Raw genomic sequence first — 14,213 nt, forward strand, 5'->3', positions numbered from 1 at the left:
CGGGCTCTTAAGTATGTGGCCGATGGTTATGGTGGTGATACGGCCAGGAGGATGTCGTAGTGTCTGCCGATGTACCGTGTGATGGGGCGGCCAGTTCCTCCAGGTGGGTAATGATGTCGTCCGGTTTGAGCACCAGTACGTCGCTGTCCAGGGTGTCCAGGATCATCTCGGCGGTGTTGCCGATCAATGCGCCAGACAGTCCGGTGCGGGCCACACTACCGATCACTGTGAGCACCGCTTCGAGCTTGTGCGCGATGTACGGGATCAGAACCTCGGCAGGACCTTCCTCGATATGCAGGCGTTCGTCGCTGACGTCGAATTCGGCCTGGAATGTCTTGCACAGTTCGCGATAGAGCGCCTGAATACTTTCCTTGAGCTGGAATACGGAGTCGGCCGCCGACAGCATGGGGTAGGGGTGGGCACTCAACATGTGCAGCGTGCCCCCGGCCAGTGTGGCGATGTCATAGCCGTGGCTGACGATGCCGGAATGCAGGACGCGATGTTCCATGTCACTGCTGCCAGCATCGATGGCCGCGAGAATGGCGCCACCGGTCCAGGGCCTTGTGGTTTTTACGATAAGCACCGGGCTGGGGCAGTATCGCAGCAGCTTCCAGTCCTCGGGGGTAAGCAGGGCCTTTATCAGCGGGTTGTCGGGCAGGTGCTGCTTGATCACCAGGCCGCAGCCTTGCGCTTGCTGGGCGGCGATGATGGTCTTGTACGGACTCCCTTGCCAGGCCTGCTGGGTACTTACACTGTAACCCTCCTTTACCAGGGCGCCTTGCATGTCGTTCATGTAGGAGGAATGTTGATTGCCTTTGTCGCAAGCCAGCAGGTGCAGGTGCGACTGGGTAGCGCTGGCAATCATTTTGGCCCGGTTCAGGATCAGGTCGCTGGACTGCTGCCAATCCACCACCACCAAGGTGTTGCGAATGGTGTGCATGAGAGTCTTCCTGTGCGTGAGTACAGTTTTTTATTGGGGCGGCGGCAAGGGCGTTCTTGGCCTTACCCGCCCGTCAACCGGAAGCTCACTTACCGACTTCATGCACGCGACAGCTAATTGCGAATCCTGCCAGCCAGATTGTTGACGCTAGATCGCGCTGGCATTACTTACTGGAACGGCTGCTGATCGCTCATGCAACTGCGTAAGTTGACTCCATATCACTGGCGCTGTTCTTCCATGGCATCTATATTAAGTTGTAACGCGGCCGATACACTGCGTGTTGAATGACCTGCGTTAGTTCCTGGTGGTTGCGTTGCCGGCAATGAAGCGCGTGAGCATCTGCCACGTTCAATGCCATGCCTGCCTGCGCCTTTCCGTCCGCACCAATGTAACGCGCAGAGGAATACCTCCAAACTTGGTGAAGTAAATCGAGTTGCCTTATTGCGTTTTCTTGCCCGCTCAACTCGATTGCTAAGTATGCGGGATATATTGTTTAAAGTTCAGTTAGCCCGTCGCTTGAGTTAGTTGATTTTCACCTAAAGATCCTCCGGGCAAACCCTATTCGATCTGATGAAAACGCGCCGTATTGCAAATGTTCGCACTGGACTCGCTCACCCTGCAGTCCTGCCATACTGTTGAGCATGACCAGCGCAACCTTCCGCTTCTACGAGGAGCTCAACGATTTCCTGCCGGCCGAGCGGCGGCGGCAGTCATTCACCTGCGAGTGCGCGCGAGGGGCGACGGTCAAGCACATGATCGAGGCGCTCGGGATACCGCACACGGAGGTCGAGTTGGTGCTGCTCAACGGTGAGTCGGTGGGCCTGGATCGGGTGATCATCGATGGTGACCGGCTGGCGGTGTATCCCAAGTTCGAAGCGCTGGACATCAGCCCGCTGCTGAAGGTGCGTGCGCAGCCTTTACGGGTGTTGCGCTTCGTCGCTGATGCGCACCTGGGTGGGCTGGCCAGCCTGTTGCGCATGAGCGGTTTCGACACGCTCTACGACAATGGCTTCGAGGATGGCGAGATCGCCGAGATCGCAGCAACGCAAGGGCGCATCGTGCTGACCCGCGACCGCGAGCTGCTCAAGCGGCGCATCATCAGCCACGGCTGTTACGTGCACGCTTTGAAGCCGTCGTTGCAGCTGCGTGAAATCTACGAACGCCTGGACCTGGCGCGTAGCGCTCGACCGTTCAGCCTGTGCCTTCATTGCAACCTGCCGCTGCACGAGATCAGCGCGGAACTGGCCCGCTTGCAGGTGCCGCCACGGGTTGGCGCGCTCTATTCGCACTTCCTGCGCTGCGACGGCTGCCAACGGATTTACTGGGAGGGTTCGCACTGGCGGGGCATGTGTGCACTGCTGGCACCTTTGCTGGATCGATAACTGAACTTGCAAGACAGACGAGCACTTTTGCGCTGCTATGCTGATTACATCTGTTTCCATACTCGAGACGAGTAGCATGGCAGCACAAGGCAAGCATTCTCCGTTCATGTTCAAGGCCATGGCCTACCCGGCGGGAATTTTCCTGGTCGCCGGGGTTGCCATGACGCTGCTCGACACTTACTTCGACCTGACGTTGCTGACAGTTACCACGGGCTGGCTGCTGTTTTTTTGGGATTGGCTTTTACTGGAAACGCCAATGCCGAATTGGTCGCTGCTGATGATTATCGCGATTTTAATCGGTACGCTGTCTGTCGCGATTTTCTACGCCCGCATCACCGAAGGAACGGACGGCGAGTTACACGAGATAGAGCGAAAAATTTACAAAAAGAACAACCCTCAGTTTCCACGGCTCACGGAAAACCAGACGCTGTTGATGGAAGCGCTGGCCTATCATGCAAACTTCAGGAAAGTTGCAAATCTGGACTCGATTTGCAAGCTTGTCTCCCTCAGCACGCTGGAAGTCGAAACCGGTCTGAAGCAACTCCAGGCCAAACGTCTTGTGAAGCAAAAAGTCACAAGGGGGACGTTCGGCTCCACCATTTTTGAACTGACCCTGGCCGGCAAGGATTACGCGTTAGAGCGCTTTGAGCTGACGTAGCCTGCACAGCCCCGCTGCAAGCCTCGCATCATGGCTTGAGGTTCAAGTGCGCATGTGCGCTCTTCGGATCGACAAACCAGTGCTGCGCATTGTGATCACTTGAAGTCAGGTCGGCACTCAGGCCGTCTCTTGCGATAATGCGCAGGACGCAACCCGTGAGTAGTTCCGTCAGCTGCCGTTCAGCAATCTCCAATTCGTTCCAGTGCAACTGGCCATAGAGCATACCCATCACTGCATGGGTGATCAGGCAGGTCTCGGCATGGGGTTTGTCTTTGCGTGCATGTTCATCGGCGATGATGTCGCTCAACATCGCACGGTGCGCGTGCTTCAACTTGTCGACGTGGTGTTTGTGGGCCTCGTCGAGGTTCACGAACTCGCGGGTCACCAGGATCAATCGGTGCTTTTCGGTCAAGGCAAAGCCTACGAAGGCCTGGACAAAGCGACGTACCCGTTCGGCGCGGGTTTTGGCGCCTTTCATGCGACGCCTGGTGATGATCAGCAAGTCGGACAAAGCGGATTCGATGAGCTCGAACAACAGGCACTGTTTATTTTCGATGTGGTGGTAAAGCGACCCGGCCTGCAACCCGACGTGACTTGCCAGGTCACGCAAGCCAATGGCCTGGAAGCCACGTGTTGCGAATAGCTCGACTGCAGCGCGAACCAGCCGGTCGCGAGCGCTGAGTGGCGAATGGGTGGAGGCGTCGATTGCAAGCATGGTGGTTTCATCAGGGAAAAAGTGATTGTTCAGGGTTACGGACAGGGCGGCCCTGGCGCGCCGCCCTGCAGCCGGATCAGAGCGGATTGGACTCTTGCGGAAGAATCAGCCGCGAAGGCACGCGCTGGTGCGAACCCCGTGCCACCCAGTAGTAGATGAAGGCGGGCACTATCAGGCCGATCAGCCATGAGATATCGGTGCCACCGAGGGTTTCTACCAGCGGGCCGGTGTAGAAGCTGGTGGCAATGAATGGCATCTGGATCACCACGCCGAGGGTGTACACCGCGATGCCGGGCAGGTTCCAGCGTCCGTAGCGGCCATCAGGATCCGACAGGGCCGGAATGTCGTAGCGCTCTTTGGTCACCAGGTAGAAGTCCACCAGGTTGATCGCGCTCCAGGGGGTGAAAAACGCCAGCAGGAACAGGATGAAGGCGGAGAAGTCATGCAGGAACGAGTGGCGGCCCATCAAGGCCAGTGCTGTCGCCGCGCCGACCATGACCAGGATGTAGAGCAGGCGCGACACCCTGGAAATTTCCTGATTGCCGCGAAAACCGCTGACGATGGTTGCCAGTGACATGAAGCTGCCATAGGCGTTGAGGGTCGTGATGGTGACCTTGCCGAACACGATGCTGAAAAACAGCAGCGACGCCACAAAGCCACTTGCACCCAGGCCAACGATGTAGGACACCTCGTGCCCGGCGAACTGATCCCCCGCCAGCGCGGCGACGAACACACCGAAGATCATGGAGATCTGGGTGCCGATGACCGATCCCAGCCCAACGGCGAGAAAGGTTTTCAGGGCCGATGTGCTTCTCGGCAGATAGCGCGAATAGTCGGCGACGTAGGGGCCGAAAGCGATCTGCCAGGAGGCCGACAGCGAGATCGCCAGCAGAAAACTGCTCAGGGAAAAGTGCCGGTTGGCCAGCAGTTCGCCGATGTCGTGGGCCGACAGCAAGCGGTAGAACAGGTAGAAAAACGACACCACGCCAATCAGGCTCGACAGCCGTCCGATCCAGTGGATGGTGCGATAGCCCAGCACGGTCAGCACGACGATCATCGCCGCGAAAATGAGAATGCCGGTGCCATCACTGACGTTTAGCAACTGGCTGATAGCCTGGCCGGCGAGCACCGAGCCGCTGGCGGAGAATCCCACGTACATCAGGCAGGCCAGAACGATGGGGATGACGGCGCCGTAGACACCGAACTGCACACGGCTGGAGATCATTTGCGGCAGGCCCAGCTGCGGGCCCTGGGCTGCGTGCAAGGCCATGATCGCGCCGCCCAGCAGTTGACCGATCAGCAGGCCGATCAGCGACCAGAACACATCGCCGCCCAGCACCACGGCCAAGGCTCCGGTGACGATGGCGGTGACTTGCAGGTTGGCGCCGAACCAAAGGGTGAACTGACTGAGCAGCCGTCCATGGCGCTCGGATTCGGGAATGTAATCGATGGATCGCCGTTCTATATACGACTTGCGCTGCGCACTTTCTTTGGAGGCGGACATGGCGGTTCCTCTCGGGTGTCGTGGAATACGACAGCCTTCTCAGGTGGGGACATTCGGGATGAGGCCTGCAAGTCAGGCCCCGGTTTTTGCCTGGTTAGCGCTGGGCGTCGAGTACGCTTCGCGAAATGATGATTTTCTGCACTTCCGAGGTGCCCTCGAAAATCCGCAGGATCCGTGCGTCGCGCACATAGCGCTCCAGCGGCAGGTCGCGGATGTAGCCGTAGCCGCCGTGCAGTTGCAGTGCGGCATCGGTAATGAAGCCGGCGCATTCGGCGGCGAACAACTTGGCAGTGGCCGATTCCAGGCTGAAGCGTTCGCCGCTGTCACGGCGCGCGGCGGCTTTCCAGGTGAGCATGCGAGCCGCTTCCAGCTGCGCGTACATGTCAGCGATGCGCCATTGGGTGCCTTGATAGGCCGCCAGCGGCTTGGGCCCGATCTGCCGTTCGCGCACCCAGGCAAGGCTTGCCTGCAACGCCGCATTGGCAACCCCCAGGGACATGGCGGCGACTTCGACGCGGCCGCGATCGAGTACGGCCATGGCGGTGTTGAAACCGGCGCCTTCGCTGCCCAGCAGTGCCGATGCCGGCAGCCAGCAATCCAGGGCCAGTTCATAGATGGTGCTGCCGCGCAGGCCCATGGTTTTTTCCGGGCTGGAGAAGCTGATGCCCGCAGTGCCCTGGGGAATCATGAAGGCGCTGATGCCCTTGTGCCCGGCGTCGGCGTCGGTCTTGGCGTAGAGCACGATGAAACCGGCTTCACGGGCGTTGGTGATGTAGTGCTTGCTGCCACGGATTCTCCAGCCGCCGTTTTCAGCCTGCGCCCGGCAGCGCATGTCGGCCGGGTTGGAGCCCGCGGCCGGTTCGGTCAGGGCAAATGCCCCGAGCAACTCGCCGCTGGCAGCGCGGGGCAGCCATTCCTGCTTTTGCGCTTCGGTGCCGCCGATCAGGATCGAGTCGGTCGCCAGGAAGTGCGCGGTCAGGGCCGACGCGGTTGAGGCACAGGCGCCGGCGACGGCTTCGACCACGCGACTCATCGCCAGACTGCCGATGCCCAGGCCACCATATTCTTCGGGCAGGTTGATGCCCATGCCACCCAGTTCAGCCAGGGCTTGCAAGCTCTCGGCACAGAACGTCTCGGTTTCGTCGTAATGCTGGGCGCGCGGCTGGATCACCTCGCGGGCCAGTTTTTCAGCGGTTTCGATAACGGCCAGTTCGACCTGGTCCAGTTCAAAGTTCATGGGAAATCTCCTGTTTTTTCAGTCCGAATGCCTCGTTGTCAGCGCCCAGGCGAGGGGCGAGGGTGAGGGCGTGGGGTTTATGGCCATTGAAGAAAACCGGTTGCGGCACCAGTGGCTGCTCGCAGCCCGCGGGGCGAACCAGCAATTGACGAACCTGTGCCTGTTCGCTGTCGGCCGCCTGGGCGAGGTTCCACACCGGGGAGGACGGTACGCCGGCATCGAGGAGCGTGTCGCAGGCCTGGTCGACGCTCAGTTGGCCGGTCCAGTGTTCGATTTCGGCGCGCAAGGCCGGCTCGTTTTGCGTGCGTTGCGGGTCATCGACGAAGCGTGGGTCGCTGGCCAGTTCTGGCTTGCCCATGCATTCGCACAGGCGCTGGAACAGTTTGTTGCTGGCGACCGCAATAACCACCTGGCCATCCGCCGCGCGATAGGTATCGAAGGGGGTCGACACCGGATGGCGGTTGCCGACCAGGCCCGGCGCGACGCCATTGGCAAAGAGATTGGACAGGCCGGTCATTTGCAGGCTGAACAGCACATCGAACATGGCGACGTCGATGTATTGCGGGCCCGGCGCGTGCCGCTCGCGGGCGAACAACGCCGAGCTGATGGCCCAGGCGGCGTAGACCCCGGCACACAAGTCCCCGATGGCCTCGCCGCTGCGGGTCGGTCCTGTGCTGGCAAAACCGGTGACGCTCATCAGCCCGGACATCGCCTGCGCGACGATGTCATAGGCCGGGTTGGTTGACAGCGGACCATGCTGGCCGAAGCCGGAGATGCTCGCGTAGATCAGCCTGGGGTTGTATTGCTTGAGGGTATCGAAATCGATGCCCAGGCGACGGGTGACGCCGGGGCGGAAGTTTTCCACGACGACGTCGGCGTCGCGCACCAGTTCATACAGGCGGGCCAGGTCTTCGGTGGACTTGAAATCCATCTCGACACTGCGCTTGCCGCGATTGATCAGGCCAAAGTAAACACTCTCGCCGTCCTTGAAGGGACCCAGGTGACGGCTGTCATCGCCGTGTCCCGGCACTTCGAACTTGATCACGTCGGCGCCAAGGTCCGCCAGCATCGCGGTGCAATGCGGGCCGGCCAGGACGCGGCTCAAGTCCAGCACGCGAACGCCTTGCAGTTGTTGGGTAAACGGGCTGCTGCTCATGGCAGTTTCCTCGTATGGGGGGATTTCTGTAGGAGCCGGCTTGCTGGCGATGCAGGCACCCCGGTGGGGCAGGCGAACCGCCATCGTCGGAGCGCCGCCCGCAGCAAGCCGGTTCCTACAGGGGTGCGTTATTTACCGGTAATCATCGGCAGGTTCAGCCCCTGCTCCTTCGCGCAGTCGATCGCGATCTGATAGCCCGCATCGGCGTGACGCATGACGCCGGTCGCCGGGTCGTTGTGCAGCACGCGTGCGATACGCTCGGCCGCTTCATCGGTACCGTCGCAGACAATCACCATGCCCGAGTGCTGGGAGAAGCCCATGCCGACGCCGCCGCCGTGGTGCAGGGACACCCAGGTCGCGCCGCTTGCGGTGTTGAGCAGGGCGTTGAGCAGTGGCCAGTCGGACACGGCATCGGAACCGTCCTGCATCGATTCGGTTTCGCGGTTCGGGCTGGCGACCGAACCGGAATCCAGGTGGTCGCGACCGATCACGATGGGCGCCGACAGCTCACCGCTGCGCACCATTTCGTTGAACGCCAGGCCCAGCTTGGCGCGCAGGCCCAAGCCAACCCAGCAGATACGTGCCGGCAGGCCCTGGAAGCTGATGCGCTCGCGAGCCATGTCCAGCCAGTTGTGCAGGTGGGCGTCGTCCGGGATCAGCTCTTTTACCTTGGCGTCGGTCTTGTAGATGTCTTCAGCGTTGCCCGACAGTGCAGCCCAACGGAACGGGCCGATGCCACGGCAGAACAGTGGACGGATGTAGGCCGGTACGAAGCCTGGGAAATCGAATGCGTTTTCCACGCCTTCTTCCTGGGCCATCTGACGGATGTTGTTGCCGTAGTCGAAGGTCGGGATGCCTTGCTTTTGAAAATCCAGCATGGCCTGGACATGCACGGCCATCGATTGTTTGGCGGCCTTGACCACCATGGCCGGATCGGTAATGGCGCGGTCGCGGTACTGTTCCCAGGTCCAGCCAGCCGGCAGGTAGCCGTTCAGTGGGTCGTGGGCGCTGGTCTGGTCGGTGACCATGTCCGGGCGCACGCCGCGACGGACCAGTTCCGGGAGGATTTCAGCCGCGTTACCCAGCAGGGCGATGGAGATCGCCCTGCCTTCCTTGGTGTATTTGGCGATGCGCGCCAGAGCGTCGTCGAGGTCTTTGGCTTGCTCGTCGACGTAACGGCTGGTCAGACGGAAGTCGATACGGCTCTGCTGGCATTCGATGTTCAGCGAGCAAGCGCCGGCCAGGGTGGCAGCCAGAGGCTGAGCGCCACCCATGCCACCGAGGCCGGCGGTCAGGACCCAACGACCTTTCAGGTCATCGTTGTAGTGCTGGCGACCGGCTTCAACGAAGGTTTCGTAGGTGCCCTGGACGATGCCCTGGCTGCCGATGTAGATCCAGCTGCCGGCGGTCATCTGGCCGTACATGGCCAGGCCTTTGGCGTCGAGCTCGTTGAAGTGCTCCCAGCTCGCCCAGTGCGGTACCAGGTTGGAGTTGGCGATCAGGACGCGCGGGGCGTTGGCGTGGGTCTTGAACACACCGACCGGCTTGCCGGATTGCACCAGCAGGGTCTCGTCGTCGTTGAGGTGGGTCAGGCTCTCGACGATCTTGTCGTAGCACTCCCAGTTACGCGCCGCACGACCGATACCACCGTACACCACCAGTTCCTTGGGGTTCTCGGCGACTTCCGGGTCGAGGTTGTTCATCAGCATGCGCAGCGGAGCTTCGGTCAGCCAGCTCTTGGCGGTCAGCTTGTTGCCGCGGGCAGCGCGGATTTCGACGTCACGCAGGCGGGTGGTCTTGGCGGTCATGGTCATCTCCTCTCATTCACTGGTTAGCGGGTTGGCGGCGCGGTTTAGCTTATCTATCTGCGCTTATATCAACCTGTATGTACAAGTGAATGCAAGTGAGGGGCCAAAATCTGAATTTACGACCTGAGGAAAAACTTAAAAGTCAAATAATATGAATTAATTCAATGACTTAAGAGATCAAAGAAAAAATGGCTCATGCGAGGTGGAAAGAAAATTCTGTTGCAACTTTGCGATAAGCTGATGCGAAGACGAGCAATCCGTAACACTTTTGTGCGGCGGGGAACGACGAAATGTCACCTTTTTGCCACTCCGGGCGGTGGCGGTAACAATGTCGGCAGGGTATCTGCAACAACAGGCAGGTCGAGCGGCAAGCGGGGGCCGCTCGACCCGTGGGATCAATTACCGAACTTGCCTTCCAGTCGATAACGCGACCCCGGATAGACCAGTCGCGCGCAGCCGACCTGGCCTTTGGCTGCCCAGGTACGGCGGCGAATCAACAGGCACGGCTCATAGCGTTTTATCTGCAACAGCTTGCACTCGGCGGATTTGGCATGGATCGACTCGACCACATGTTCGCCCTCGGTCAACGGCGCCAACTGGATCAGGTAGGCATAAGGCGTGATCTTGGTGAAGTCCTGCTGCAGGTAAGCGGGTGCTACCTCGGCGTTGACGAAGCGTTCTTCGATCTGCACCGGCACGCCATTCTCGTGATGCACCACCACCGAATGGAACAGGCGCTTGACCCCTTCGAGGGGGAAGGGCATCGAAGCACGAGCCCGTTCAGGCATCTCTTCGAGCACGATCACTTCGCAGCGATGTTCATGACCCCTGGCCTCGATTTCTTCGGCGATGTTGTGGATCTCGAACAATGCGGCATGCCCCTTGGGCTCCGCAACGAAGGTGCCAACCCCTTGCATCCGTACCAGCGAGCCTTCAATGGTCAGCTCGCGCAAGGCGCGGTTGATGGTCATGCGACTGACCCCCAACAAATTCAGCAATTCGCTTTCCGACGGCACCTTGGAATTGGGCAACCAGGCACCGGAGCGAATCTTCTGCATGATGATTTGCTTGACCCTCGCATACAGCGGGGAGGGACTCTCGAGCGAAAAAGACTCGAGAGACGCATTGTCCTCAATAGATTTGGCCACGTTGATTCCTGAATTGAAAAAATGCCCCGACTAGCTTGCTCGCTAGTTTACCGAGCTACGGCAGATACGCCTATGCGTAGTCGAGGCCCCAGGCGATTGATGCGACATCACCCAGGCATGCGTCGAGTCACGTCGAACGCTTTTCAATCCAGCGGCGATATTGGCGAGTGCGACAGGCATTGGCGAGCTGTTGCAGGATCAGCGCGCGCAACGGTGACACCCACTCCGTGTCCGGTGCATAGTCGCGATACCCATTGGCTTTGCGCGCGACAGACTTGATCAGGCCGCTCGCTTCGTAGAAGCGGATGCGTGAAGGCGCCAATCCGCTGATTTTCGCCAGTTCGCCTATTCTCATAGTCCACCCAAAAAACTATTGACCTTAAAGTTGACTTTAAACCTAAAGTCATTGGGCAGCCAAGCGGCCCAGGTTTAATGCTTTTGGTCATGGCCTCCCTACCACACAGGAGATGCGAGCATGAGTTATGTCACTACGCAGGACGGTGTCGAGATCTTTTACAAAGACTGGGGTCCACGGGACGCCCAAGTGATTTTCTTTCATCACGGATGGCCACTCAGCGCAGACGACTGGGATGCGCAGATGCTGTTTTTCCTGGCCAACGGCTATCGGGTCATAGCACACGATCGGCGCGGCCACGGGCGATCCAGCCAGGTCTGGGACGGGCACGACATGGATCACTATGCCGATGACGTCGCAGCCGTAGTCAACCATCTTGGCGTGCAGGGGGCCGTCCATGTGGGGCACTCCACCGGCGGCGGTGAAGTCATCCACTACATTGCTCGGCACGGCGAGGACCGCGTGTCGAAGGCCGCCATCATCAGCGCCGTACCGCCGCTGATGGTCAAGACTGAAAGCAATCCGGGCGGGCTGCCGAAATCGGTTTTCGATGACTTGCAGGCACAACTCAAAGCCAACCGCGCCCAGTTCTATCGCGACGTCCCGGCCGGGCCTTTCTACGGTTATAACCGCCCGGGTGCGAAACCGTCCGAAGGCACCATCGCCAACTGGTGGCGGCAAGGCATGATGGGTTGTGCAAAGGCGCACTATGACGGGATCGTGGCCTTTTCCCAGACCGACTTCACCGAAGACCTGAAAAGCATCACGATCCCGGTGCTGGTGATGCATGGTGATGATGACCAGATCGTGCCTTATGAAAACTCCGGGCTCCTGTCAGCCAAGCTGTTGCAAAACAGCACGCTGAAAACCTATTCGGGCTTCCCGCATGGCATGCCCACGACGAACGCCGAAACCATCAACGCCGATTTGCTTGCTTTCGTGCGGGGTTAGGCAACCGGGGAGGGGCGGGTAAAACATCCTGCCCCTCTGCATTTTACCGGCCTCACTCCCTGCTCAGGTTACTGCGGTCTCCATATCAGGACTTAACGTTCCCAACCAGGCCACCAGCCCCACAATCAACACCGCTGCCGATAACTCGACCAACACGCTGCGCCTTAACGCATTAGCCGCCACTCGATACTCCCCCTCCCGCAACGACCGTTGCAAAAGCGGGCCAAGGTGAAATCGGTTCAACGCGGCCAGCACCAACATCCCGGCAAACAACACCACTTTGATGAGCAGCAAAGTCCCGTAGGTGCTTAGCAGCACGGCATCGAGTTCTGGACCCACGATGAACAGGTAGTTCACGACGCCTGTGACCGTGATCACGACTACGATCAAAGCGCCCACCGATTCGAATCGGTTGACGACCCGGGCCAGCAACTTGATGCTTTCTGCTGTTTGCAGCGTGTCGAGCATTGCCATCCTGGCAAAGGCGACCAATGCACCCAGCCAGGCGCCTGCCGCCAGCAGGTGCAGTATGTCCATCGCAAAATGCCAATAACGACGACTGCCCTCATCCATCGCCCCATGACCGCTCCAGGCGAGACTGGCCAGGGCTATACCACCGGCAATAGTTGCGACTGACAAGCTAACGACAGGTGCACGTTGGTGGAGCAGCACCACTGAACCGCCAACAACCAACGCGATGATGCGCACGACCCAGGCAAAGCCTACGTCCGTCTCCAATACCATCATTTCAATATGCGGGTGCAGCTCGGCGAAGTCCGACTCCCCACTCATGGCGCTCGCCATTAGTACCATGCTGGCGACAGACATGAGTACACCCAGCACCGTCGTCCCCGCCAGCATGGACCGAAACGGCAACACGGCCCCCGACACTCGCTTTCGTCCTTCAAGGCTGTACAACCCGAAAAGTGCCATGCCAAAGAGCAGCATGAAATCCATGTACAAGCCGAAGCGCAGGGCAATGCTGGCCCAGTCGCTCATCAGTTATTTCACTTTGAACGAAACGTTGCCTGTGATCGGATGAGTGTCCGACGACACCGCGCGCCAATCGACTTGGTAGCTACCAGCGGGCAATGGAGAGAGCGGCGTGATAACCATGGTTTTCGGGTCGCTGCCGCCAGAGACTTTGGCCTTCATGGGCATCGGGGCATGGGCCATGCCCGGCATTTCGGTCATGACCAGTTTCGCGCCAGAGAACTGGGTCATGAGGTTTTCGGAAAAGTGCAGCTCGATCTTGGCGGGGGCCGGGCCGACCGCGCCTTCCTGCGGGGTGGAGGAGAGCAATTTCGGGTGCGCCTGAGCGAAGGTGCTCATCAGCAGCGCGCTGGAAAGTGCGATGGCAACAGCGTTGGTTTTGATCAATCGCATACAAGGCCTCTCACCGCTTCAAGCGGTCATTTTTTTGATTGTAGTTAACGTGTACTAGAACCACAGCCGAACACCAAGGACCAGGCGTGCCTCACTGCGATCCTCGCCTTCTTCCCTGGCATAATCGGCTGTCTTGCCGTAGGTGCGGTTCCAGGTCACGCCGATGTAAGGGGCAAGCTCCCGGCGGATTTCATACCGCAGGCGCAGGCCCGCTTCAGTGTTGGACAGGCCGGAACCGATGCCTCGTTGCGGGTCGTTTTTGCCGTAGACATTAAGTTCGGCGGTTGGCTGCAAAATGAGTCGGTTGGTCAGCAGGATGTCGTAGTCGCCTTCCAGGCGCGCGGCGGTTTGGCCACCTTCACCGATGAAGGCCGTGGCTTCGGTCTCGAAGTTGTACAGGGCCATGCCTTGCACGCCGAACGCCGCCCAGGTTTGTGGGTCGCCGGGTTTGAAATCCTGGCGAACGCCGCCCACTACGTCCCACCACGGGGAGATGGCGTGGCCCCACAGTGCCTGGACCTCCGCATCTTCAGTCTTGCCATTGGTGCGTTCGCCTTCCGAGCGCAGCCACAGGCGGTCGATATCGCCGCCGATCCAACCCGAGATATCCCAGGCCAGGGTGCTGCCATCATCAGCGTCCTGCCATTCGAGCTTGTCGGCAAGCAAGTAATAGTTGAGTGCGGAGTCATGGACGTTATGGCCATGGGGGCTGACGAACACGGCGGCGCGGTCGGCATCGGTCAACGCCGGAATCGGCGTGCGGCTTTCGGCAGGCGCGGCAGGCTGCATCTGGCCGTCGTCCATGCTTTGCATCTGGCTGTGGTCCATGCCCTGCATTTGGCTATGATCCATGCCCTGCATCTGGCTATGATCCATGCCCTGCATATCGTTTGTGGCGGCCATTGCCGATGACAGTGTCAGGCTCGCGGTCACGAGCGCCAGAAAAATCGGAGTAATCCTGATCATGGGTAGC

The 14,213-nt window shown here is 59.7% G+C and carries 12 protein-coding genes and 2 pseudogenes; 3 read left to right on the forward strand and 11 right to left on the reverse strand.

From position 1 onward, the window contains the following. Positions 1-7: 7 nt before the first annotated feature. Positions 8-940 carry a universal stress protein gene (locus PSUM_RS16340; protein ID WP_020798135.1) on the reverse strand — a complete coding sequence of 311 codons (933 nt, stop codon included), beginning with the start codon at positions 938-940 and terminating at the stop codon, positions 8-10. A 641-nt stretch (positions 941-1,581) separates the two neighbouring features. Here PSUM_RS16340 and PSUM_RS16345 point away from each other — a divergent pair. After that, entirely contained in the window at positions 1,582-2,322 is a 741-nt protein-coding gene (locus tag PSUM_RS16345) for a Mut7-C RNAse domain-containing protein (RefSeq protein WP_020798134.1), read from the forward strand. A gap of 76 nt (positions 2,323-2,398) precedes the next feature. Continuing rightward, a complete protein-coding gene (locus tag PSUM_RS16350; protein ID WP_083348571.1) occupies positions 2,399-2,980 on the forward strand; it encodes a hypothetical protein in 582 nt (193 codons plus the stop codon). Positions 2,981-3,008: 28 nt separating this feature from the next. On the opposite strand, the gene PSUM_RS16355 is transcribed toward PSUM_RS16350, so the two are convergent. The 7 genes and pseudogenes from PSUM_RS16355 to PSUM_RS31940 form a co-directional block, all read right to left on the reverse strand. Then, a complete protein-coding gene (locus tag PSUM_RS16355) occupies positions 3,009-3,695 on the reverse strand; it encodes a TetR/AcrR family transcriptional regulator (RefSeq protein WP_093935784.1) in 687 nt (228 codons plus the stop codon). Between the two features lie 76 nt (positions 3,696-3,771). Then, positions 3,772-5,199: a purine-cytosine permease family protein gene (locus tag PSUM_RS16360; RefSeq protein ID WP_020798131.1), complete on the reverse strand. Its 1,428-nt coding sequence runs from the start codon at positions 5,197-5,199 to the stop codon at positions 3,772-3,774. A 94-nt stretch (positions 5,200-5,293) separates the two neighbouring features. Further along, positions 5,294-6,436 (reverse strand): acyl-CoA dehydrogenase family protein, encoded by a 1,143-nt coding sequence (locus tag PSUM_RS16365; protein ID WP_020798130.1) that lies wholly within the window; start codon positions 6,434-6,436, stop codon positions 5,294-5,296. After that, the gene (locus PSUM_RS16370) at positions 6,426-7,592 is read right to left on the reverse strand and encodes a CaiB/BaiF CoA transferase family protein (RefSeq protein ID WP_083348572.1); all 1,167 of its coding nucleotides are present in this window, start codon (positions 7,590-7,592) and stop codon (positions 6,426-6,428) included. Before PSUM_RS16370 ends, PSUM_RS16365 begins: the two co-directional genes overlap by 11 nt. Positions 7,593-7,720: 128 nt before the next feature. Then, positions 7,721-9,400, reverse strand: a complete 1,680-nt coding sequence (gene hutU, locus PSUM_RS16375; protein ID WP_083350133.1) for a urocanate hydratase — start codon at positions 9,398-9,400, stop codon at positions 7,721-7,723. A gap of 395 nt (positions 9,401-9,795) precedes the next feature. Then, positions 9,796-10,548 carry a histidine utilization transcriptional repressor HutC gene (gene hutC, locus PSUM_RS16380; protein WP_042955793.1) on the reverse strand — a complete coding sequence of 251 codons (753 nt, stop codon included), beginning with the start codon at positions 10,546-10,548 and terminating at the stop codon, positions 9,796-9,798. Between the two features lie 208 nt (positions 10,549-10,756). Then, positions 10,757-10,903 (reverse strand): annotated as a pseudogene (locus PSUM_RS31940) (MerR family DNA-binding transcriptional regulator); the annotation flags it as partial. 108 nt (positions 10,904-11,011) lie between these two features. Between PSUM_RS31940 and PSUM_RS16390 the strand changes: the two are divergent. After that, positions 11,012-11,854: pseudogene (locus tag PSUM_RS16390) on the forward strand (alpha/beta fold hydrolase); the annotation flags it as partial. A gap of 63 nt (positions 11,855-11,917) precedes the next feature. On the opposite strand, the gene copD reads toward PSUM_RS16390, so the two are convergent. Genes copD through PSUM_RS16405 form a run of 3 tightly spaced genes read right to left on the reverse strand, consistent with a single transcriptional unit; the run spans position 11,918 to position 14,206 of the window. Continuing rightward, the gene (gene copD, locus PSUM_RS16395; protein WP_020800327.1) at positions 11,918-12,853 is read right to left on the reverse strand and encodes a copper homeostasis membrane protein CopD; all 936 of its coding nucleotides are present in this window, start codon (positions 12,851-12,853) and stop codon (positions 11,918-11,920) included. Positions 12,854-12,856: 3 nt separating this feature from the next. Continuing rightward, positions 12,857-13,240: a copper homeostasis periplasmic binding protein CopC gene (gene copC / locus PSUM_RS16400; protein ID WP_033044954.1), complete on the reverse strand. Its 384-nt coding sequence runs from the start codon at positions 13,238-13,240 to the stop codon at positions 12,857-12,859. Positions 13,241-13,294: 54 nt separating this feature from the next. Then, positions 13,295-14,206: a copper resistance protein B gene (locus tag PSUM_RS16405; RefSeq protein WP_020800325.1), complete on the reverse strand. Its 912-nt coding sequence runs from the start codon at positions 14,204-14,206 to the stop codon at positions 13,295-13,297. Positions 14,207-14,213: the final 7 nt, after the last annotated feature.

Source organism: Pseudomonas umsongensis (genome assembly GCF_002236105.1).
Lineage (GTDB): Bacteria > Pseudomonadota > Gammaproteobacteria > Pseudomonadales > Pseudomonadaceae > Aquipseudomonas > Aquipseudomonas umsongensis.